Source organism: Frigoribacterium sp. Leaf415 (genome assembly GCF_001424645.1).
GTDB lineage: Bacteria > Actinomycetota > Actinomycetes > Actinomycetales > Microbacteriaceae > Frigoribacterium.
This window is the reverse complement of sequence record NZ_LMQR01000001.1, coordinates 1,667,142-1,687,986: the sequence shown is the minus strand read 5'-3', so window position 1 is coordinate 1,687,986 and position 20,845 is coordinate 1,667,142. Positions and strand designations below refer to the sequence as shown.

19 protein-coding genes and 2 tRNA genes are annotated in these 20,845 nt (G+C 71.1%); 18 read left to right on the top strand and 3 right to left on the bottom strand.

What is annotated here, in order from left to right:
• Positions 1-14 precede the first annotated feature (14 nt).
• From ASG28_RS07740 to ASG28_RS07685, 12 genes are all read left to right on the top strand, one after another.
• Positions 15-641, top strand: a complete 627-nt coding sequence (locus tag ASG28_RS07740; protein ID WP_055973767.1) for a mycothiol-dependent nitroreductase Rv2466c family protein — start codon at positions 15-17, stop codon at positions 639-641.
• A gap of 90 nt (positions 642-731) precedes the next feature.
• Positions 732-1,217, top strand: coding sequence for a ribose-5-phosphate isomerase (locus tag ASG28_RS07735; protein WP_043597130.1), 486 nt, complete (start codon positions 732-734; stop codon positions 1,215-1,217).
• A 106-nt stretch (positions 1,218-1,323) separates the two neighbouring features.
• Positions 1,324-2,298: an Fpg/Nei family DNA glycosylase gene (locus ASG28_RS07730; RefSeq protein ID WP_055973764.1), complete on the top strand. Its 975-nt coding sequence runs from the start codon at positions 1,324-1,326 to the stop codon at positions 2,296-2,298.
• A 68-nt stretch (positions 2,299-2,366) separates the two neighbouring features.
• Positions 2,367-2,990 (top strand): FMN-binding negative transcriptional regulator, encoded by a 624-nt coding sequence (locus tag ASG28_RS07725; RefSeq protein ID WP_055973762.1) that lies wholly within the window; start codon positions 2,367-2,369, stop codon positions 2,988-2,990.
• Positions 2,987-4,495 (top strand): amidohydrolase, encoded by a 1,509-nt coding sequence (locus ASG28_RS07720; RefSeq protein WP_055973760.1) that lies wholly within the window; start codon positions 2,987-2,989, stop codon positions 4,493-4,495. Before ASG28_RS07725 ends, ASG28_RS07720 begins: the two co-directional genes overlap by 4 nt.
• A 180-nt stretch (positions 4,496-4,675) precedes the next feature.
• A complete protein-coding gene (locus ASG28_RS07715) occupies positions 4,676-6,271 on the top strand; it encodes a peptide ABC transporter substrate-binding protein (RefSeq protein ID WP_055973757.1) in 1,596 nt (531 codons plus the stop codon).
• On the top strand, positions 6,268-7,707 hold the full coding sequence (locus tag ASG28_RS07710) for a M14 family zinc carboxypeptidase (protein ID WP_235477675.1): 1,440 nt from the start codon (positions 6,268-6,270) through the stop codon (positions 7,705-7,707). The genes ASG28_RS07715 and ASG28_RS07710 overlap by 4 nt, the downstream gene beginning before the upstream one ends.
• On the top strand, positions 7,704-8,633 hold the full coding sequence (locus ASG28_RS07705) for an ABC transporter permease (protein WP_055973755.1): 930 nt from the start codon (positions 7,704-7,706) through the stop codon (positions 8,631-8,633). The genes ASG28_RS07710 and ASG28_RS07705 overlap by 4 nt, the downstream gene beginning before the upstream one ends.
• On the top strand, positions 8,630-9,523 hold the full coding sequence (locus ASG28_RS07700; protein ID WP_055973750.1) for an ABC transporter permease: 894 nt from the start codon (positions 8,630-8,632) through the stop codon (positions 9,521-9,523). The genes ASG28_RS07705 and ASG28_RS07700 overlap by 4 nt, the downstream gene beginning before the upstream one ends.
• A 20-nt stretch (positions 9,524-9,543) precedes the next feature.
• Positions 9,544-10,965 (top strand): serine hydrolase domain-containing protein, encoded by a 1,422-nt coding sequence (locus ASG28_RS07695; RefSeq protein ID WP_235477672.1) that lies wholly within the window; start codon positions 9,544-9,546, stop codon positions 10,963-10,965.
• Between the two features lie 80 nt (positions 10,966-11,045).
• Complete coding sequence (locus tag ASG28_RS07690; protein ID WP_055973747.1) at positions 11,046-11,618, top strand: GbsR/MarR family transcriptional regulator; 573 nt, start codon at positions 11,046-11,048, stop codon at positions 11,616-11,618.
• Positions 11,615-13,282: a dipeptide ABC transporter ATP-binding protein gene (locus tag ASG28_RS07685; RefSeq protein WP_055973744.1), complete on the top strand. Its 1,668-nt coding sequence runs from the start codon at positions 11,615-11,617 to the stop codon at positions 13,280-13,282. The genes ASG28_RS07690 and ASG28_RS07685 overlap by 4 nt, the downstream gene beginning before the upstream one ends.
• 131 nt (positions 13,283-13,413) lie before the next feature.
• On the opposite strand, the gene ASG28_RS07680 is transcribed toward ASG28_RS07685, so the two are convergent.
• Complete coding sequence (locus ASG28_RS07680) at positions 13,414-13,902, bottom strand: Dps family protein (RefSeq protein WP_043597026.1); 489 nt, start codon at positions 13,900-13,902, stop codon at positions 13,414-13,416.
• Between the two features lie 185 nt (positions 13,903-14,087).
• Between ASG28_RS07680 and ASG28_RS07675 the strand changes: the two genes are divergently transcribed.
• Both ASG28_RS07675 and ASG28_RS07670 read left to right on the top strand, forming a co-directional pair.
• Positions 14,088-15,641 (top strand): sensor histidine kinase, encoded by a 1,554-nt coding sequence (locus ASG28_RS07675; RefSeq protein ID WP_055973740.1) that lies wholly within the window; start codon positions 14,088-14,090, stop codon positions 15,639-15,641.
• A gap of 29 nt (positions 15,642-15,670) precedes the next feature.
• Entirely contained in the window at positions 15,671-16,339 is a 669-nt protein-coding gene (locus tag ASG28_RS07670; protein WP_055973738.1) for a response regulator transcription factor, read from the top strand.
• Between the two features lie 63 nt (positions 16,340-16,402).
• Here ASG28_RS07670 and ASG28_RS07665 read toward each other — a convergent pair whose 3' ends face one another.
• Together ASG28_RS07665 and ASG28_RS07660 are read right to left on the bottom strand one after the other, a co-directional pair.
• A complete protein-coding gene (locus ASG28_RS07665) occupies positions 16,403-17,173 on the bottom strand; it encodes an SGNH/GDSL hydrolase family protein (RefSeq protein WP_055973735.1) in 771 nt (256 codons plus the stop codon).
• Positions 17,174-17,445: 272 nt separating this feature from the next.
• Positions 17,446-17,516 (bottom strand) — tRNA-Gly (locus ASG28_RS07660).
• 152 nt (positions 17,517-17,668) lie between these two features.
• Between ASG28_RS07660 and ASG28_RS07655 the strand changes: the two genes are divergently transcribed.
• From ASG28_RS07655 to ASG28_RS07640, 4 genes are all read left to right on the top strand, one after another.
• Positions 17,669-17,741: transfer RNA gene (locus ASG28_RS07655), tRNA-Pro, on the top strand.
• A 62-nt stretch (positions 17,742-17,803) separates the two neighbouring features.
• Positions 17,804-19,126, top strand: coding sequence for a trigger factor (gene tig / locus ASG28_RS07650; protein ID WP_055973730.1), 1,323 nt, complete (start codon positions 17,804-17,806; stop codon positions 19,124-19,126).
• Positions 19,127-19,342: 216 nt separating this feature from the next.
• Positions 19,343-19,930: an ATP-dependent Clp protease proteolytic subunit gene (locus tag ASG28_RS07645; protein ID WP_043597035.1), complete on the top strand. Its 588-nt coding sequence runs from the start codon at positions 19,343-19,345 to the stop codon at positions 19,928-19,930.
• Between the two features lie 40 nt (positions 19,931-19,970).
• Positions 19,971-20,636: an ATP-dependent Clp protease proteolytic subunit gene (locus ASG28_RS07640; RefSeq protein ID WP_055973728.1), complete on the top strand. Its 666-nt coding sequence runs from the start codon at positions 19,971-19,973 to the stop codon at positions 20,634-20,636.
• The last annotated feature ends 209 nt before the right edge of the window (positions 20,637-20,845 follow it).

Sequence of the window (20,845 nt, the reverse complement as noted above, 5' to 3'; positions counted from 1 at the left end):
TGTTGACTGAGGGCATGACCGACACCCCCGTCCCCGCGCCCCACACCGTCGTCGACTTCTGGTTCGACCCCTCGTGCCCCTGGGCCTGGATGACCAGTCGCTGGGTCGACGAGGTCGCGAAGCACCGCGACCTCGACGTCACCTTCCACGTCATGAGCCTCGCGGTGCTCAACGAGGACAACGACGTCAGCGACGAGTACAAGGCGAACTTCGCCCGCATGCTGCGCTACACGCGTCTCGTCACGGCGGCGGGCGAGCTCCACGGTCAGCAGATCGTCAAGCCCCTCTACGACGCCCTGGGCACCCGCATCCACCACGAGGGCGAGAAGGACGGCGACGTCGTCATCGCCGGTGCCGTGGCCGAGGTCGGGCTGCCCGCCGACTTCGCGCGGTACGCCGACGGCGACGAGTTCGACGAGCAGATGCGCGCCAGCCACTTCGACGGCATCGGCCGCGTCGGCCAGGACGTCGGCACCCCCGTCATCGCGGTCGACGGCGTGGCCTTCTTCGGCCCCGTCATCTCGCCCGCACCGAAGGGCGACGAGGCCGTTCGCCTCTGGGACGGCGTGGTCGCCGTGGCGTCGTACCCCGGGTTCTTCGAGATCAAGCGCTCCCGCACGGTCGGGCCGATCTTCGACTGAGGACCCGCGCCTCCCCGGGCCGCGACTGCTGGCCACGAGGAGGCGCGGTGCCGGTCGGCCCCGTCGTGGCCCGGTTCTAAGATGGTCACCATGCGCATCCACGTGGCGACCGATCACGCCGGCCTCGACTTCAGCACGACCGTCATCCAGCACCTCACCGACGCGGGCCACGACGTGACCGACCACGGTCCGACGAGCTACGAGCCGCTCGACGACTACCCGTCGTTCTGCATCGCGGCGGCCCGCGCGACCGTGCGTGACCAGCGGGCGGGCCACGAGGCGCTCGGAGTCGTCTTCGGAGGCTCGGGCAACGGCGAGCAGATCGCCGCGAACAAGGTCGAGGGCGTCCGGGCGGCCCTGGTCTGGAACGACTCGACCGCGAAGCTCGCCCGTCAGCACAACGACGCCAACGTCATCGCCATCGGTGCACGTCAGCACACCGAGGCCGAGGCGCTCGCCTTCATCGACGCCTTCGTCGCCGAGCCGTTCAGCCACGACGAACGCCACGTGCGCCGCATCGCGCAGGTCGGCGAGTACGAGACCACGGGCGCGATCGCCGGTCACCCGGTCGACTGACGACGTAACGTCGAGAGCGGCGAGACCCCGACCGGGGCCTCGCCGCTCCGTCGTCTCCGCCGTCCCGCGTGAGACCGTCACACCGACCACCGAGAGAGGTGCCGCCGTGCCCGAGGGCCATTCCGTCCACCGCATCGCCAACCAGTTCGAGCAGAGCTTCGTCGGCCACCGCGTCGAGCTGAGCTCGCCCCAGGGGCGGTTCGCCGACGGGGCGACCCGGCTCGACGGCGCCACGATGGTCGACGCCAAGGCCGTCGGCAAGCAGATGTTCCTCGAGTTCGACAACGGGCTCTGGCTGCACGTGCACCTCGGGCTCTACGGCGCCTGGGACTTCGCCGGTGACATCGCCACGGGCCACTCGATGGCCGAGTCGCGCACGCGCCGGGCAGCGACCCGCAAGGCCGAGAACGCTCCCGACGACGACGGCGAGGACTCGATGGCCAGCATCGGTGCCCCTCGCAGGACGCGCGTGCGCATGGCCGAGCAGGAGAAGACCGAGGACGACATCGAGTCGTTCCCGCCCGAGCCCGTCGGGCAGGTGCGCGTGCGGTTGCTGACCGACACCGCCGTCGGCGACCTCCGTGGCCCGACGAAGTGCGAGGTCCTCGACGCGGCCGGGGTCGACCTGGCGATCTCGAAGCTCGGCCCCGACCCCCTGGTCGACTCGCCCAAGAAGGGCAGCGACCGCTTCGTCACGACCGTCCGCAAGAAGCGCACCCCGATCGGCCTGCTGTTGATGGACCAGAGCGTCGTCAGCGGCATCGGCAACATCTACCGCGCCGAGTTGCTGTTCCGGGCCCGGCTCGACCCGCACACGCCCGGCAACCAGGTGCCCGAAGAGGTGTTGCGCGCCCTGTACAAGGACTGGACGAAGCTGCTCAAGAGCGGCGTCGAGCTCGGCCAGATGATGACCATGGACGGCCTCACCAAGGCCCAGCACGCCAAGGCGCTGCGCAGCCGGGCCGACCGGCACTGGGTCTACCACCGCGAGGGCCTGCCCTGCCGGGTCTGCGGCACGAACGTCGTGATGGAGATGGCCGCCGGCCGCAAGCTCTACTGGTGCCCGACCGACCAGGTCTGAGCGGGCCGTCGTGTTACGTGCGTGTCACAGCTTTCAGTCGCGGCTGAAACCTGTGCCAGGGTGACACCATGCGGCACACCCCCACGTTCGTCCTGTCCGACGTCGACGAGGTCAAGCGGTTGATCCGCGAGAACCCGTGGGCCACGATCGTGTCCCACACGGCCGCGGGACTCGTGGCGTCGCACTACCCGGTCGTGCTCGAGCAGGACGCCGCCGACCCCGACGCCATCGTGGTCGTCAGCCACGTCGGCCGCCCCGACGAGCGGTCGCACGAGCTCGGTGAGCACGAGGTCATGGTGATCATCCAGGGCCCGCACGGCTACGTCTCGCCCGGCTGGTACCCGGCCGAGCAGATCATCCCCACCTGGAACCACGTCACGGCGCATCTCTGGGGCACGCCCGAGATCCTCTCCGACGACGAGAACTTCCGGGTGCTGGGCGAGCTCGTCGACCACTTCGAGCGCGTCATGCCCGAGCCGTCCACGCTCACCCTCGACGACGCGGGCTCGCGACGCGTCGCGAAGGGCACCGTCGGCATCCGCCTGCGCGTGACCCGGTTCGACGCCCGCGCGAAGCTCAGCCAGAACAAGGCCCCCGAGGTCGTCGACCGCATCGTCGACGAGCTCGAGCACGGCGAGCACTACGCGCAGCCGGCGCTCGCCGCCGAGATGCGCCGGGTGCGCGACCGATGACGGTCGGCGGCGGCACCCGGGCCGAGGAGGCGCGACGGACGCTGCTGAGGGACGTCCGCCTGGTCGGCGGCGGGCCCGCCCCCGTGGACGTCCTGCTCGACGGCGGCCGAGTCGTCGCCCTCGCGTCCGGTCTCGCCCCCGACGGTGCCGAGGTGGTCGACCTCGACGGCCGCTGGCTCGCCCCGGGCCTCTGGGACTCCCACGTCCACATGGACCAGTGGGCGCTGGTGCGGCGTCGGCTCGACCTGTCGCGGGCGCGGTCCGCCGCCGAGGCGGCCTCGATCGTGGGGGAGCGCCTGCGCGACGAGCCGGTCGAGGCGGGCGGCACCCTCGTCGGCTACGGCTTCCAGGACGCGCTCTGGCCCGACGCCCCGAGTCGTGCGCTGCTCGACTCGGTGGCGGGCGACGTGTCGGTCGTCCTGGTCAGCAACGACCTGCACTCCGTCTGGCTCGACTCGTCCGCCCTGGCCCGTCACGGTCACGCCGACCACCCGACCGGCCTGCTGCGCGAGCAGCCGGCCTTCGACGTCAGCGCCGCCGTGAGCGTCGTGCCGGACGAGCAGCTCGACCGGTGGGTCGGCGAGGCCGTCGACGCGGCCGCCGCGCGGGGGGTCGTCGGCGTCGTCGACCTCGAGATGACGCTGTCGCTCGACCGCTGGAGCCGGCGCGTGGCCGGTGGGACCCGCGGGCTGCGCATCCGTCCCGGGGTCTACCCGCGCGACCTCGACGCCGTCGTCGCCCGCGGGCTGCGCACCGGTGACGTGATCCCGGGCACCGACGGCCTCGTCACCATGGGGCCGTTCAAGATCATCACCGACGGCTCCCTCGGCACCCGCACCGCGTGGTGCCACGACCCGTACCCGGGGCTCGAGGGCGACCCCGCGGCCCGGGGGGTGCGCATCTACGAGACCGACGAGCTCGTCGGGTGGCTGCGCCGCGCCTCCTCGGCGGGGTTCGTGCCGGCCGTGCACGCGATCGGCGACGCCGCGAACGCCCAGGCGCTCGACGCCCTCGAGCAGGTCGGCTGCGGCGGCAGCATCGAGCACGCGCAGTTGCTCGACGCGCGCGACGTCGACCGGTTCGCGCGCCTCGGCATCGTGGCCAGCGTGCAGCCCGAGCACGCCATGGACGACCGCGACGTGGCCGACCGGCTCTGGGCTGGCCGGACCGACCGCGCCTACCCGTTCGAGAGCCTCGTCGCCGCGGGGGTGAGCCTCAGGCTCGGGTCGGACGCACCGGTGGCCCCGCTCGACCCCTGGGTGGCGATGGCCGCGGCGATCTCGCGGTCGCGCGACGGACGCGAGCCGTGGCACCCCGAGCAGCGCGTGGTCGCCTCGGCGGCGCTCGCGGCCTCCACGGGCGGCCGGGCGAGGGTGGAGGTCGGCTCCGTCGCCGATCTCGTCGTCACCGACGCCGACCCGCTCACCGCGACCGACGACGACCTCCGGCGGCTCCCGGTCTCGGGCACTCTCCTGGGCGGCCGTTGGACCCACCGGACGTCCTGACCCTCGGCGCGGGTGTTTCGACGATGTTTCCTCGTCGTGAAGGTTTCAAAAAGTAGTGAAACTTTTGAGGCCGAGGTCTTCCGTCGAGTGGCCACCCCTCCCTAGCGTGGCGTCACACCGTCTCGTCACGGCATCGGAGTGCACCACCCGACCCGCCCCGCCCCGGGCGCTGGAGGACACATGAGAGCCACCCGTACGACCCTCGTCACCGCCGCCGCCACCGTCGTGGCCCTCACCCTCGGAGGCTGTGCCGCCGGAGGCGACAGCTCGTCCGCCGACGCGGGCGGCACCTTCGTCTACGCGACGGGAGAGCCGGACCACCTGACCCCCGGGCGTCAGACCGTGGCCTTCACGCAGGTGATGAGCCTGTTCGCCCCGCTCGTCTCGGTCGACGCGGACAACGCGATCACGTACGTCCAGGCCGAGTCGGTCGAGTCCGACGACAACGTGACCTGGACCATCACCCTGCGCGACGGCTGGACCTTCCAGGACGGCACCCCCGTCACCGCCATGAGCTACGTCGACGCCTGGAACTACACGGCCGACGCCGCCAACGCCTTCGAGAACAGCGGCCAACTCGCCGGCATCGTCGGCTACGCCGACCTCAACCCCGCCGAGGGCGAGCCCACCGCGAGCACCATGAGCGGCCTCACGGTCGTCGACGACACGACGTTCACGGTCGAGCTGACGCACGCCGACAGCCAGTTCCCCCTGCAGATCAGCCAGGCCCAGACCGGCTTCTACCCGATGCCCGAGTCGGCGTACGACGACTTGGACGCGTACGACCGCGAGCCCGTCGGCAACGGCCCGTTCGAGATGACCGAGCCCTGGGTCGACGACGCCGAGTTCACGGTCGAGAAGTACGCCGACTACCAGGGCGACGACGCCGCCCAGGTCGACAGCATCACCTACCGCAGCTACAGCGATCAGAACACCGCGTACACCGACGTGCTCGCGGGCAACGCCGACGTGCTGTTCCTCCCCGCGTCCAAGATGACCTCCGCCGAGGCGGACTTCGGCGACCGGCTGTACTCGTTCGACGCCCCGGGCATCGACTACCTCGGCTTCCCGCTGACCGACGAGCGCTACTCGGACGTCCGCGTGCGACAGGCCATCTCGATGTCGATCGACCGCGACGCCGTGAACACCGCCATCTACGGCGGCCTCTACGAGCCGGCCACGGCCTTCACCCCGTCCGCCATGACGGGCACGCCGGACGGCCTCTGCGGCGAGTTCTGCGAGTTCGACCCCGACGCGGCGAAGGCCCTGTTGGCCGAGGCCGGGGGCTTCGACGGCACCATGGAGATCGTCTACCCCGGCGGCAGCGGCGTCGACTCGCTGTTCGAGGCCTACGCGAACCAGATCCGCCAGAACCTCGGCATCGACGACGTCGTGGCCAAGCCGAGCACCGACTGGGCCGAGTACTACCAGGGGCTCGTCGACCGCACCACGGCCGGGCCGCACTTCGGCCACTGGGGCGCCCTCTACGTCAGCCAGCAGAACACGCTGCGATCGCTGTTCACCGAGGCCGGCGGGTGCCACGACTGCACCTGGTACAGCTCGCCCGACGTCGACGCGCTGCTCGACACGGCCGACCAGGCCGCGACGCCCGAGGCCGCGACCGACGCCTACCGGGCCGTGCAGGAGCGGGTGCTCGAGGACTTCCCGGTCGCGCCCACCTTCTCCGACAAGTACTCGTACGTGACCAGCGAGAAGATCGCGACGCTGCCGCAGGCCGCGGGCAGCCCGATCGTGCAGGGGATCACCCTGCAGTGACGATCCACGACCGCGTCACCCGCGCCTCCTCCGCCGTCGTCGGCTCGACGGACGACATCGTCCGTCGGGCCGGGGCGGTGCCCCCGCTCGACGGGTTCCCCACCCTCGACGACCTCTGGCGGCACTTCGCCCGCCTCGAGCGCGAGAACCCCGGTCTCGTCTCGAGTCGACGGGTGGCGACGAGCCGCCTGGGCGAGCCGATCCCGATGTACTCCGTCGGCTCGGGCTCGCGCGACCACCTGATCGTCGGCGGGGTCCACCCCAACGAGCCGATCGGGTCGTGGACGGCGATCCACCTCGCCGAGACGCTCTGCGCCGACGACGACCTGCGGACGGCGCTCGACGCCACCTGGCACATCGTGCCGAGCATCGACCCCGACGGCGGCCGCCTCAACGAGGGCTGGTTCGCCGACCCGGGGGACCGGGGCCACTACGCACGGCGCTTCTACCGGCCGGCGCCCGACGAGCAGGTCGAGTGGACCTTCCCGACCTCGTACAAGGACGCCTACTTCGACCGCGTGATGCCCGAGACGCTCGGCTTGATGCGCCTGATCGACGAGCTGCGGCCCGATCTCTACGTGAGCCTCCACAACGGCGAGATGGGCGGCGTCTACTACTACCTGAGCCGTCCGGTGCCCGAGTTGACCGAGGTGCTGCACGCGGTGCCCGCGTCGCTCGGGCTGCCGCTCGACACGGGCGAGCCCGAGTCGCCGTTCCTCGAGCGGTACGCGCCGGCGGTGTTCGGCACCGGCACGATCGCCGACGCCTACGACTACCTCGAGTCGCTCGGGATCGACCCCGCGCTCGAGATCGCCGGCTCGTCGTCGAGCGAGTACGCGAGCCGACACGGCACCCTCGGGGTCGTGGCCGAGCTGCCGTACTGGAAGCACCCCGACGCCGACGACGAGTCGCCGACCGACGAGTCGTACGCCGACCTCCTGCGGCGGACGGGCGGTGAGATGACCGCCACGGGGGAGGCGCTCGTCGAGCTCCTCTCGCGGGCGGAGCCCCTCCTCACGTTCGAGTCGCCCTTCCTGCGGGCCTCGCGCGCCTTCGTCCCGATGCTCGTCCGCATGGGGGCCGTCGACCGTGCGCGGGCCGCGAGCCCGGAGTCGGTCCGTCCCGCCACCGTCGCCGAGCGCTTCTCCTGCGAGGACCTCGTGCACTGCTTCCGACTGCGCTACGGCGGCATGCTCCTCCGTGCGGTCGAGGCCGAGGCGGTCGCCGGCACGGCGACGGCGCCCCTGCGTCGCCTGGTCGACGAGACCGCCGTGCTGTACACCGCCTGGCAGGCCGAGGCCGCGGCCGCCGACCGGGCCGAGGTCATCCCGATCTCGAGCCTGGTGGGCGTCCAGTACGGCGCCGTGCTGGCGGCTGCGGCCCACCTCGCGGCCGGAAGCACAGCCGGGGACGCGACCGGGCCGGCCCCACGATGAAGACCGTCCTCGCCGTGGTCGAGCGCGTCGGCGGCCTCGCCGTCGTCTTCGTCGGCGTGACCTTCGTGATCTACGTCATGGTCTTCGCCCTGCCCGGCGACCCGATCAGGGCGCTCGGCGGGGACCGTCCGCTCAGCGACGCGGTCGTCCGCGCCCTGCGCGCCGAGTACCACCTCGACGAGCCGCTCTGGCAGCAGTACACGCGCTACATCGGCGGGCTCTTCCGGGGCGACTTCGGCACGACCTTCACCGGGCAGTCGGTCGCCGACCAGATGGCCAGCCGGTGGCCGGTCACCGTCACGCTCGCCCTGTCGGCCTGGCTGCTCGAGATCGTCGTGGGCATCGGCCTCGGCGTGGTGTCGGCGCTGAAGCGCGGCACGCTGGTCGACCGGACCATCCTCGGCGGCACCATCGTCGCCAGCGCGATCCCGGTCTTCGTGGTGGGCGTGACGCTGCAGCTCGTCTTCGCGGTCCGGCTCGACTGGTTCCCCGTCGCCGGCGTGACGACCGGGTGGCCGACGGCCTACGTGCTGCCCGCCATCGTGATCGCGCTGTTCGGCCTGGCCTCGGTGTCGCGCCTGACCCGCGCCTCCGTGCTCGAGAACCTGAGCTCGGACTACGTCCGGACGGCTCGGGCCAAGGGACTCACGCCGCGGCGGGTCATCGGGGTGCACGTGATGCGCAACTCGTTGATCCCGACCGCGACGTTCCTCGCGACCGACCTCGGCTACCTGCTCGGCGGCACGGTCATCATCGAGGGCATCTTCAACCTGCCGGGCGTCGGCAACCTGCTCTTCGGGGCCATCCGCAGCCACGAGGGCGCCACGGTGGTCGGCATCTCGACCGCGCTGATCCTCGTCTTCCTCGTCACCAGCCTCCTGGTCGACGCGATCCATGCCCTGCTCGACCCGAGAGTGCGCCGATGACCGAGAGCTTCACCACCCCCGTCGCCCCGTCGCTCGCCGACGGTCGTCGTCACCCCTTGAGGCGTGCCGTCCGGCGTCCGGGGTTCTTCGTGCCGGCCGCCGTGATCGCCGTGCTGGCCCTGATCGCGATCTTCCCCGGCCTCTTCGCCGGCCTGTTCGGTCACGGCGACCCGCGCGTCTGCGACCTCAACCTCAGCGGTGCCGACCCGACGGGCGGTCACCCCTTCGGGTTCGACCTGCAGGGCTGCGACGTCTACGCCAACGTGATCCACGGCACCCGCGCCTCCTTGTCCGTCGGCCTGCTGACCACGGTGCTGTCGATGGTCGTGGCGATCGTCGTGGGCACGATCGCCGGTCTGTACGGCGGCATCGTCGACGCGGCCCTGTCGCGCCTGACCGACGTCTTCCTCGGCTTCCCCCTGCTGCTGGGCGCCGTCGTGGTGCTGAACAGCGCGGGCGAGCGGTCCGTGCTGACGGTCTCGCTGGTGCTCGCCCTGTTCGGCTGGCCGACGATGGCGCGCCTCGTCCGCGGTTCGGTGCGCTCGGTGCGGCAGGCGGACTTCGTGCTCGCCGCGCGCACCATGGGCCTCTCGACCTGGCGCATCGTGACGCGCTACGTGCTGCCGAGCTCGCTCTCGCCGGTCTTCGTCGTCGCGACCATCACGGTCGGTGGCGTGATCGTCGCCGAGAGCTCGTTGACCTATCTGGGCATCGGGCTCGAGGCTCCTGCCATCTCGTGGGGCCTGCAGCTCTCGAGCGCGTCGAGCCAGTTCCAGAACGCACCGCACCTGCTCGTCTTCCCGGCGCTGTTCCTGGCCGTGACCGTGCTCAGCATCATCAGCCTCGGCGACACCCTGCGTGCCGCCCTCGACCCCCGCCGCCAGCAATGACGCCCCCCACCGGAGGACCCGTGACCCCCTCGACCGCCACCCCCGCCCTCACCGCGCAGCAGGTCGCCGACCTGCGGTCCGCCCTGCCCTACGTCGACGGGTGGCTGGCCTACCGCCGCTGGCGCGAGCGGGTGCCCGGGGTGCAGACGGCGGTCTGGTTCGACGGCGGCCTGCAGCTGTCGTCCGCCCACGGCCTGGCGGACGAGGAGGCGCGGGTCCCGCTGACCACGGAGCACCTGTTCCGCATCGCCTCGCACTCGAAGACCTTCACCGCCACGGCCGTCCTGCAGCTCGTCGAGCGGGGAGCCCTCCGACTCGACGACCCCGTGGGGACGTTCGTGCCGCGGCTGGCCGAGGCGGGGTCGCCGCTGGCCGACGCCACCGTCCGCGAGCTGCTCGAGCACGGTGCCGGAGTCATCCGGGACGGCCTCGACGGCGACTACTGGCAGCACGGCCGTCCGTTCCCCGACGAGGACGAGCTGCTCGACATGCTGCTCGACCACGGCGACAAGGCGCCCGCGGGGTCCGCCTTCAACTACAGCAACCTCGGGTACTCGCTGCTCGGCCTGGTCGTCGCGGCGGCGTCCGGTCGGTCGTACGGCGAGTTCGTGACCGAGTCGATCGTCGACCGCCTCGGCCTCACCCACACGGGGCCCGAGTGGGACGACGCCCGCGCCGACGAGTACGCGGCGGGCCACAGCGGCCGCCACGTGTCGCAGACCCGGGTGAGGCTCGATCACGTCGACACCCGGGCCATGGCGGCGGCGACGGGTTTCTACGGCACGGCCTCCGACCTGGTGCGCTACGCCTCGGCGCACTTCGACGGGGACGAGCGCCTGCTGAGCGAGCACAGCAAGCGGCTCGCCCAACGGGAGGCCTGGCAGTCCGACGCGTCGCAGCCGGCCTCGGCTCACTACGGCCTCGGGTTCGTGATCGACCGCGTCGGCGGGCACCGCGTGGTCGGGCACTCCGGCGGGTACCCGGGACACATCACCCGCACGCTCTTCGATCCCTCGATCGGGCTGGCCGTCTCGGTCCTCACCAACGCCGTCGACGGACCCGCCACCTCCCTCTCGTCCGGCGTGCTGCGCCTGCTCGACCTGGCTCGGGAGGCGGCCCCCGCCGGGTTGGCGACCCGCGCCTCCTCGTCCGATGTCGACCCGGCCCGGTTCACCGGCCGGTTCGCGGGCGAGTTCGGCATCGTCGACGTCGCCCTGCTGGGCGAGAACCTGGTCGCGCTGCACCCCGGTGCCTCCGATCCCGTCGACGGGCTCGACCGCCTGAGGGTGACCGGGCCCCGCGAGGTGCTCATCGCGCAGGGCAACGGCTTCGGATCGGTGGGCGAGACCATGCGCTACGAGTTCGACGGCGACGGCCGGGTCACGCTGCTGCGCGGCTCCGGAGGCATGAGCATGCGCCCGGTGACGGAGCTCGACGGATGACGACGTCCGCGACCGTCGATCTAGGCTGGCGGCGAAGCGCCCGCCCTGCCGGGACGGGACCCCACGGATCGAGAGAACGCATGCCGAGCGACGACGCCACGACCGCCACGACCGTCACCCCCGTCGGCGACGCCGCCCGCCGCGAGTTCGTCGAACAGTTCGCCGTCATGTGGGAGATGGCCGGCTCGGCCCTGATGGACGGGCGCATCCTCGGCTACCTGATGATGATGCGCGAGCCCTACGTCTCGTCGGCCGACCTGGGCTCGGCCCTCAGCGCCAGCGCCGGCTCCGTCTCGATGTCGACGCGACGCCTGGTCGACTCGGGGTTCATCAAGAGGCACGTCGTGCCCGGCGACCGCAGCCACTACTTCCGGGCCGAGGACGACATCTGGGGCAGCTGGCTCGCGGGCGAGCGCCGCTACCTCGACCGGCAACGCATCACGATCGAGCAGGGACTCTCGGTGCTCGACCCCGCGAACGGACAGGACGAGGAGGTGCGGCGCCGGTTGGTCAACGGCCGCGACTACATGGCCTGGATCTCGCAGTACCACCGCAAGATGCTCGCCGATTGGGAGGCCTTCAAGGCCGACCGCGACCAGACGGCCCCGGACGCCGGCCGCACGCCGCCCGACCCGAACCAGGAGCCCCGATGACCGACCCGCTGCTGAGCGTCCGCGACCTCACCATCCGCTTCGACGTCGACGGGGTCGACCAAGTCGCCGTCCAGGGGGCCTCGTTCGACGTGCATCGGGGGGAGGTCCTCGCCGTCGTAGGCGAGTCCGGCTCGGGCAAGAGCGTCAGCGCCATGTCGGTCCTGGGCTTGCTGCCCGCCAACGCCACCGTCGGCGGGTCGATCGTGTTCGACGGCGACGAACTGGTCGGGCGGCCCGAGAGCGCCGTGCGCCACCTGCGGGGCGAGCGGATCGCCATGATCTTCCAGGACCCCTCGGCGGCCCTCAACCCCGTCTTCACGGTCGGGTTCCAGATCGAGGAGGCCGTTCGGCGGCACGAGCCCACCGCGAGCCGTGCGGCCGTGCGGGCCCGCGCGGTCGAACTGCTGGCGAGCGTCGAGATCCCCGAGCCCGAGGAGCGGCTGAAGTCCTTCCCGCACCAGCTCTCGGGCGGCCAGTGCCAGCGCATCATGATCGCGATGGCCCTGGCCTCCGACCCGGCCCTGCTGATCGCCGACGAGCCCACGACGGCGCTCGACGTGACGGTGCAGGCCGAGGTGCTCGACGTGCTCCGCCGCCTCCAGCGCGGGTCGGGCACCAGCATCCTGCTGATCACGCACGACATGGGCGTGGTGGCCGACCTCGCCGACCGCGTCGTCGTGATGCGCTCGGGCGAGGTCGTCGAGACGAACGACGTCGGACCCCTGTTCGCCGCCCCCGCGGCCGACTACACGCGTGACCTGCTCGACGCCGTGCCCCGGGTGGGCGACCGGGTCGCGGTCGAGCCGCGTCCGACCGGCCCGGCCGCGCCCGACGCGGGGGTGACGGGCGAGGCAGGCCCGGCGCTCGCCGTGCACGACCTCGTCGTCGAGTACGGCAACCGCCTCGTGGAACGGTTCCGTGCCGTCGACGGGGTGAGCTTCGAGGTCGCCCGCGGTGAGATCCTGGGCCTGGTCGGCGAGTCCGGCAGTGGCAAGACGACGATCGGGCGGGCGGCGATCGGCCTGGCCCCGATCTCGGCGGGCAGCGTGCAGGCGACGGGGGTCGACCTGAGCACGGCCCGACGGCGCGAGATCGCCGCCATGCGGGAGCGGGTCGCCGTCGTCTTCCAGAACCCGACGACGTCGCTCAACCCGAGGTACAGCATCGCCCAGACGGTCGCCGAGCCGTTGCAGGTGCGGCGGCGCCTCCGCGGCTCCGAACTGACCGACCGGGTCGACGCCCTGCTGGCCGACGTCGGGCTGGGCGGGGCGTGGCGCGAGCGGTACCCGCACGAGCTGTCGGGCGGTCAACGTCAGCGCGTGGCGATCGCCCGTGCGGTGGCTCTCGACCCCGAGCTGCTCATCGCCGACGAGCCCACGAGCGCTCTCGACGTGTCGGTGCAGGCGCGGGTGCTGGACGTCTTCCGCTCGCTGCAGAGCCGGCTGGGCTTCGCCTGCCTGTTCATCAGTCACGACCTCGCCGTCGTCGACTCGCTCTGCGACCGGATCGCCGTGCTGCGCTCCGGCCGCCTCGTCGAGATCGGCGACCGCAGCGAGATCCTCACCTCACCCTCGGATGACTACACCCGCCGCCTGATCGCCTCGGCGCCGGTGCCCGACCCGGTCGAGCAGCGCCGACGTCGTGAGGAGCGCCTGAGCGCCTGAGCGCCTGAGCGCCTGACGGATCGTCGCCGCGAGTCCGTCGCGCGTCGCCGCGCGGCCGCCGCGAGCCCGCCGCACGGCGAAGGCCGCCACCCCGGGCGGGGTGGCGGCCTTCGTCCGTCCGGCGGGACGGATCAGCCGGCGACGTGCGCGGCGAGGAACCAGCGGTCCTTCTCGAGGCCGCGCGAGATCTCGATGGCGACGTCCTGGCTCGAGGCGTCGAGCTCGCCGAGTTCGTCGATGGCCTCGCGGACGGCGACGAGCGAGGCGTCGATCTGGGCGACCAGCTCGGCGATGGTGACGTCGATCTGGTTGAAGCCGGGGGAGGTCGGGGGGATGACCGTCTTGGCGGCGACGGTCTCGATGCGTCCGTCGACCGGCAGGCCGAGGGCGACGACGCGCTCGGCGGCGAGGTCGGCCCATTCGCGGGCGTGGTCGACGACCACGTCGATGAGTTCGTGCACGGCGACGAACGCGATGCCGCGCACGTGCCAGTGGGCCTGCTTGCCGTTGACCGACAGGGCCGTCATGTCGGTGACGATCTGGCTGAGGAACTGGGCGACGCCGGCGGCGACGTCGGGGTCGACGGAACCCTGGGGGACGGTGCGGGTGATGTCGGTCATGACGTGGTCCTTTCCTAGACGATGGAGGCAACGCTAGACGTCTGGGAGAATTCCGCAAGCAAGCTGAGGCTCGGCTCACCTAGGCCAGCCTCACCTCACCCGGCTCGTGAGGGGGGATAACCCCACCGGCGTTCCGGGCGCTGGCACCATGGGGTGGACGCCCCGCTCAGACCAGGCTCGAAGGCATGATCCAGGAGACCACCATCACCGCCGCGAACCCCTACCTCTCACCACCGTCCCGCCCCGGCGGCTACCGACGACGCTGGCGCGAGTTGCCCCGCGAACTCGGCTACGTCGCGCTCTCGGCCGTCCTCGTCGTCATCGTGACGGTGGCCGCCTCGTTGTTCCTGCACACGGTCAGCGGGTCGAGCGACTCGCTCTTCACGCTCGTCTTCCTGGCGGTCGTCGTCTTCGGCGCCCTCTGGATCGCCCGGTGGTTCGGCACCTTCGAGGTGCTCCGCCTGGGCTGGGCCAGCGACCGACCGATCCGACCCGTCGACTGGACGCCCAACACCGAGTGGGGCCGGTCCACGAACCGCTTCGTGCGGGCGGTCTCGGTCTTCGCCAACCCGCACTACTGGCTCTACCTGCTCTACGGCGTCGTGGTCTTCCCGATCGTGGCGGGCTTCACGACCTTCGTCCTCGTGGGCCTGCTGGCCGGCCCGGTGCTCGCGGTCCTCGGGGTCGTGCTCGTCTTCCAGGCGCTCCCGCCGTTCGACACCTTCAACTGGGCGTCCGCGATCGGCAACGGCGGAGGCGCGGTGCTCGTCGTCCTCGCCCTCGCACTCTTCGCCGGCGTCGTGCTGGTCTACCCGTACGTCGTGCACGGGTTCGTCGTCATGCACCAGGCGATCGCCGCCGTCATGCTCGGCGGCTTCCGCAGCGAGCAGCTCGAGGTCGAGCTCGCCGACCGCGAGATCTCGCGGACGGCGGCCCTGTCCGCCGAGGGCACGGCCCTCCGCCGGCTCGAGCGCGACATCCACGACGGCCCGCAGCAGCGCCTGGTCCGCCTGCAGATGGACCTCGCGGCGGCCTCCCGCGCCGTCGACAACGATCCCGAGAAGAGCAAGACCCTCATCGAGGAGGCGCGGGTGCAGTCCCGCGAGGCCCTCGAGGAGCTGCGCGCCCTGTCCCGCGGTTTCGCGCCTCCGTTGCTCCTGGATCGCGGCCTGGTCGCGGCCCTCGAGTCGCTCGTCGACCGCTCGGTGGTTCCGACCACGATGCTCAACCGGGTGCCCGCGCGCGTCGTGATCCCGAGCGACATCGAGCGCAACGCGTACTTCATCGCGTCCGAACTGGTGACGAACACGGGCAAGCACGCCGAGGCGGCCAGTGCCGACCTCGTGCTGCGCACGCGGCAGGCTCCCGACGGCATCGGCACACTGCTCGAGCTCGTCGTGACCGACGACGGGCGCGGCGGCGCCGGCCTGCGCGACGGCCACGGTCTCGCCGGGGTGCAGGAGCGCCTCGTGGGCCTCGGCGGCTTCCTCGACATCAGCAGCCCGCAGGGCGGGCCGACCATCGTCACGGTGAGCATCCCGATGACGATCGAGGTGCCGAGCAACCCGACGCTGCCGCTGCCGACCGAGCCGCTGCTGCCGTTCTCGTCGACGGCCATGACCGAGCCGCTGCCCGACACGGCACTGCCCGACACGGCACTGCCCGACACGGCACTGCCCGACGCGGCACTGCCCGACGCGCCGCTCGACCCGCCGGCCGGGCCGCCCGCGCGACCGTAGTCGGTGGGCCGCGCCCCTAGTCTGGACGCGTGAGTCTCGAGAGCCCCTCCCGTCAGCCCCTCCGCGTCGTCGTCGCCGACGACTCGGTGCTGCTGCGGGAGGGGCTCGTCCGACTGCTCGACGAGATCGGGGTCGAGGTCGTCGGGGCGTACGGCGATGCCGACTCGTTGCTGGCCGACCTCGACGACGTCCGTCCCGACATCGCCGTGCTCGACGTCCGCATGCCGCCCACCCACACCGACGAGGGCGTCCGTGCCGCGATCGAGGCGCGACGCCGTCGGCCCGACCTCGGCATCCTGCTGCTGTCGCAGTACGTCGAGGTGGCCTACGCCCGCGACCTGCTCGAGGCGGGCTCGGGCGGGGTCGGCTACCTGCTCAAGGACCGCATCGCCTCGTTCGACGAGTTCCGTGACGCGCTCGGCCGGGTGTCGGACGGCGGGACGGTCCTCGATCCGCAGGTGGTCTCGCAGCTGCTGGGCCGTCGCAGCGATCCGCTCGCCGCGCTCACGCCGCGTGAGCGAGAGGTGTTGACGCTGATGGCCGAGGGGCGCACGAACGCCGCCATCGCGGCCGAGCTGGTCATCGGCACGGGTGCGGTGGAGAAGAACGTCACCTCGATCTTCCAGAAGCTCCTGCTCGAGGACAGCGGCACCGACCACCGTCGTGTGCTGGCGGTGCTCGCCTTCCTGCAGCACTGAGCCGGCTCGTCTCCGGTTCGGCGGACTCCCGCGACCGGGTGACGGAGCGTGGGTGGGGCGTCGTCAGCTGGTCGTACCCGGAGCGGCCTCGGCCGGGTCGGCGGGGGAGTCCGCCTGCGGGGCGACGACCCGCGGGCCCGCCACGTCGAGGACGGTGTCACGCAACGCGTGGCCGAGGGCTTCGTATCCGGCCGTCGTGGGGTGGATGCCGTCGACGGTCGTGCCGGCGGCGAAGACGTCGCCCGCCCGGGCGAACCCCCAGGGGTCGGTGAAGGTCCAGCCCTTGTCGGCGACGTAGCGCTCGAGTTGCGCCTCGTACCGCGCCGCGGCCCGGGGTGCACGGTCGTAGGGCGGGATGGCGGCCACGACGACGTGCTCCGGCCGGATCGTGTCGACGATCGCGTCGTAGGACGCCGCGGACTCGGCGAAGGTCAGTCCGAGGCGCACGTCGTTCGTGCCGGACATCAGCACGAGGACGTCGACGTCGTCGACCGGCCGCACCGCAGCGGCCTGCTGTTGCACCGTCGAGCCGCCCTTGGCGTAGCCGCCCACGTAGTCGATGCCGTCGCCCTGGGCGTAGGTCATCCAGGTGTCGGCGGTGAGCCCCTCGCTGAGCAGGCGACCGCCCCCGGCGGTCAACGAGTCGCCGACGATCGCGACCCGCACGCCCCCCGAGCTCGGCGCGACGGCGACGCCGGGCGCGGCGGCGGCCTGGGCCATCGTGCCGGACCCGGAGGCGCTGGTCGCCTCGGTCGGCGGAGCGGCGCACCCGGCCGCGAGGGTGGCCACGACCGCACCGACCAGCGCGACCCGTGCGAACGTCGCGCGTCTCATGTGGCCATCTTGGGTCACGTCGCGCCAGGAAAAATCATCCGCCAGCACGACTTCCCCCCGAGCCGCCCGAGAGACCCCTGAAAGGCGCCGACACCTGCATGCAAGGTGCGGAGAAGATTTCATCGAGGGCGCCTACCGGCGCCGACACCCGCGTGCAAGGTGCGGAGAAGATTTCCTTGAGGGCGCCCGCCAACGCCTGCGTGCAAGGTGCGGAGAAGATTTCATTCAAGGCGCCCCCCGGCGCCGACGCCGGAGGCGTCGAACAAACACAGAGGGGATGACGGGAATCGAACCCGCGTGATCAGTTTGGAAGACTGAGGCTCTACCATTGAGCTACATCCCCGTGAGCGGCCTGGCCGCACGGGTGAGACCAGCATAAGGCATCCGACGAGGTCGCTCAGTCACGGGCCCTCGGCGTCGGCTAGACTCGACGCGGTCTTCACGTACCCGACCTCAACGGGGCTCACGCGTGACGGCCGGTTCCAGGCTGATACACGGGGCGTAGCGTAGTGGCTAGCGCGTCCGTTTTGGGGGCGGAAGATCGCAGGTTCGAGTCCTGTCGCCCCGACGATCGTCTACCTGCTGTCTCGGATGTGAGTTCAGCGCCACCAACACAGGAGAAGCCCCACATTGGTCCAGACCACGGTTGAGAAGCTCAGCCCCACGCGCGTCAAGCTCAACATCGTCGTCACGCCCGACGAGCTCAAGCCCAGCGTCACGCACGCCTACGGTCACATCGCCGAGTCGGTCAACATCCCCGGGTTCCGCAAGGGCAAGGTGCCGCCGCCCATCATCGACCAGCGCGTCGGTCGTGAAGAGGTGCTGAACCACGCGGTCAGCGAGAGCCTCGACAAGTTCTACCGCGAGGCCGTGACCGAGACCGAGATCCGCGTCCTCGGCCGTCCCGAGGCCGACGTCGTCGAGTGGCCGAACGTCAAGGACTTCTCGGGTGATCTGAAGATCGCCGTCGAGGTCGACGTGCGTCCCGACTTCGACCTGCCCGAGTACGACGGCCTCGAGCTGACGGTCGACACGGTCGACGTCACCGACGACGAGATCGCCGAAGAGCTGACGAACCTGCGTACCCGTTTCGGCACGTTGGTCACCGTCGACCGCCCCGCCACCACGGGTGACTTCGCGCAGATCGACCTCACGGCGACCATCGGCGACGACGTCGTCGACACCGCCAAGGGCATCTCGTACGAGCTCGGCTCGGGCGAACTGATCGAGGGCATCGACGAGGCCCTCGAGTCGCTCACCGCCGGCGAGAGCACCACCTTCGAGTCGAAGCTGCTCGGCGGCGACCGCGAGGGCGAGACCGCCTTGATCGCCGTCGACGTCACGGCCGTCAAAGAGCGCGAGCTGCCCGAGGCCGACGACGACTTCGCCCAGATCGCCAGCCAGTTCGACACCATCGACGAGCTCAAGGGTGACCTGAAAGAGCAGCTGGCCAAGTCGAAGACCTTCGGTCAGGGTGCCCAGGCACGCGACCAGGTCGTCGAGAAGCTGCTCGAGGCCGTCGAGATCCCCGTCCCCGAGAAGCTCGTCGAGGACGAGGTCCACCGTCACCTCGAGCAGGAGAACCGCCTCGAGGACGACGAGCACCGCGCCGAGGTGAAGGAGAGCAGCGAGAAGGCCTTCCGCAACCAGATCCTCCTCGACGCCATCGCCGAGAAAGAGGCCGTCAAGGTCGAGCAGGACGAGCTGACGCAGTACCTCATCCAGGGTGCGGCCCAGTACGGCATGGAGCCCGGCGAGTTCATCAAGGTCCTCGACCAGAACGGCCAGATCCCCGCCATGGTCGGCGAGGTCGCTCGGAGCAAGGCCCTCGCGGTCGTGCTCAGCAAGGCCAAGGTCGTCGACGGCAAGGGCGACTCGGTCGACCTGTCCGCGTTCACCGCGACCGCCGGCGTCGGCGGCGACGACGACCACGCGGGTCACGACCACGCGTAAGCAGCAGGGGCGGGTCGGCTGACCCGTCACGTCGAGAGGGCCGGGTGCGAGTGCGCACCCGGCCCTCCGTCGTTCCCGGCGCCGCGCCTCCCGGACTCTCGGGTGCGCCCCCGCGGGGCCGCGGAGGCGCGGTATCTGCCGTGGGCGAACAGCCCGGAACCCGTGCGTTGGCTCCGATAGATTCGACGACAAGCGACAACGAATGGGAGCTCCACCATGGCCGACGTGACACTGCCCAACAGTGTTTTTGACCGACTGCTCAAAGACCGGATCATCTGGCTCGGCTCTGAGGTCCGCGACGAGAACGCCAACGAGATCGCCGCGAAACTGCTGCTGCTCGCTGCGGAAGACAGCGAGAAAGACATCTACCTCTACATCAACTCGCCCGGCGGGTCGATCACGGCGGGCATGGCGATCTACGACGCCATGGAGTTCGTGCCGAACGACATCGTCACCGTCGGCATCGGCATGGCCGCGTCGATGGGTCAGCTGCTCTTGACGGCCGGCACCAAGGGCAAGCGCTACATCACGCCGAACGCGCGTGTCCTGTTGCACCAGCCGCACGGCGGGTTCGGCGGCACCTCGTCCGACATCCAGACGCAGGCGCAGCTCATCCTCTCGATGAAGCGTCGACTGGCCGAGATCACGGCTGCGCAGACGGGCAAGACCGTCGAGCAGATCAACGAAGACGGCGACCGCGACCGCTGGTTCACCGCCGAAGAGGCCCTCGAGTACGGCTTCGTCGACCACATCCGCGGCTCGGCCACCGACGTCGTCGGCGGCGCCGGCACCGACCAGGCCTAGGCCCTTCGCCCCTTCGTCAGAACGAGAAAGAGAAGAACTCATGGAACTCCCGATGATGGGTGGCGCGGGTCGAGTGCAGACCCCCAGCTCCCGGTACATCCTGCCCAGCTTCGAAGAGCGCACGGCCTACGGCTACAAGCGTCAAGACCCCTACGCCAAGCTGTTCGAAGACCGCATCGTCTTCCTCGGCGTGCAGGTCGACGACGCCTCGGCCGACGACATCATGGCTCAGTTGCTCGTGCTCGAGAGCATGGACCCCGACCGCGACATCACGCTGTACATCAACTCGCCCGGTGGTTCGTTCACGGCCATGACGGCCATCTACGACACGATGCAGTACATCCGTCCCGAGATCCAGACGGTCTGCCTCGGTCAGGCGGCGTCGGCTGCGGCCGTCCTGCTCGCCGCCGGCCAGCCCGGCAAGCGTCTCGCGCTGCCCAACGCCCGCGTGCTGATCCACCAGCCCGCGACCGGTGGCAGCAGCGGCGGTCAGGCCTCCGACATCGAGATCCAGGCCGCCGAGGTGCTGCGCATGCGCACCTGGCTCGAAGAGACCCTGTCGAAGCACTCGAACAAGACGCCCGAGCAGGTGAACCGCGACATCGAGCGCGACAACATCCTGGGCGCGCAAGAGGCGCTCGCCTACGGTCTCGTCGACCAGGTCCTCGGTTCGCGCAAGAACCAGCCGGCGGCGCTGACGCGCTGATCACGGCATGACGACGAAGGCCCCGGGCACCCGCCCGGGGCCTTCGTCGTACCGACCCGCCGGCGGGCGACACGTCGTTCGTCCAGGACCCCGGTCGGATGTGCTCGAACCACCCGGGTCGGTCCGTGAGTGTCGGCGGATCGGGTTAGGCTCGTTGCACGAGGCGACCGGTCCCGGTCGACGACCTCAGCCAATCAGGGAGGCCGAGC

Coding starts and splice junctions, on each gene's coding strand:
- ASG28_RS07645 (WP_043597035.1), top strand. CDS start 19,343: ATGGCCGACGTGACACTGCCCAACAGTGTTTTTGACCGACTGCTCAAA.
- ASG28_RS07680 (WP_043597026.1), bottom strand. CDS start 13,902: ATGACCGACATCACCCGCACCGTCCCCCAGGGTTCCGTCGACCCCGAC.
- ASG28_RS07675 (WP_055973740.1), top strand. CDS start 14,088: ATGATCCAGGAGACCACCATCACCGCCGCGAACCCCTACCTCTCACCA.
- ASG28_RS07685 (WP_055973744.1), top strand. CDS start 11,615: ATGACCGACCCGCTGCTGAGCGTCCGCGACCTCACCATCCGCTTCGAC.
- ASG28_RS07700 (WP_055973750.1), top strand. CDS start 8,630: ATGACCGAGAGCTTCACCACCCCCGTCGCCCCGTCGCTCGCCGACGGT.
- ASG28_RS07720 (WP_055973760.1), top strand. CDS start 2,987: ATGACGGTCGGCGGCGGCACCCGGGCCGAGGAGGCGCGACGGACGCTG.
- ASG28_RS07640 (WP_055973728.1), top strand. CDS start 19,971: ATGGAACTCCCGATGATGGGTGGCGCGGGTCGAGTGCAGACCCCCAGC.
- ASG28_RS07735 (WP_043597130.1), top strand. CDS start 732: ATGCGCATCCACGTGGCGACCGATCACGCCGGCCTCGACTTCAGCACG.
- ASG28_RS07715 (WP_055973757.1), top strand. CDS start 4,676: ATGAGAGCCACCCGTACGACCCTCGTCACCGCCGCCGCCACCGTCGTG.
- ASG28_RS07740 (WP_055973767.1), top strand. CDS start 15: ATGACCGACACCCCCGTCCCCGCGCCCCACACCGTCGTCGACTTCTGG.
- ASG28_RS07665 (WP_055973735.1), bottom strand. CDS start 17,173: ATGAGACGCGCGACGTTCGCACGGGTCGCGCTGGTCGGTGCGGTCGTG.
- ASG28_RS07705 (WP_055973755.1), top strand. CDS start 7,704: ATGAAGACCGTCCTCGCCGTGGTCGAGCGCGTCGGCGGCCTCGCCGTC.
- ASG28_RS07690 (WP_055973747.1), top strand. CDS start 11,046: ATGCCGAGCGACGACGCCACGACCGCCACGACCGTCACCCCCGTCGGC.
- ASG28_RS07725 (WP_055973762.1), top strand. CDS start 2,367: ATGCGGCACACCCCCACGTTCGTCCTGTCCGACGTCGACGAGGTCAAG.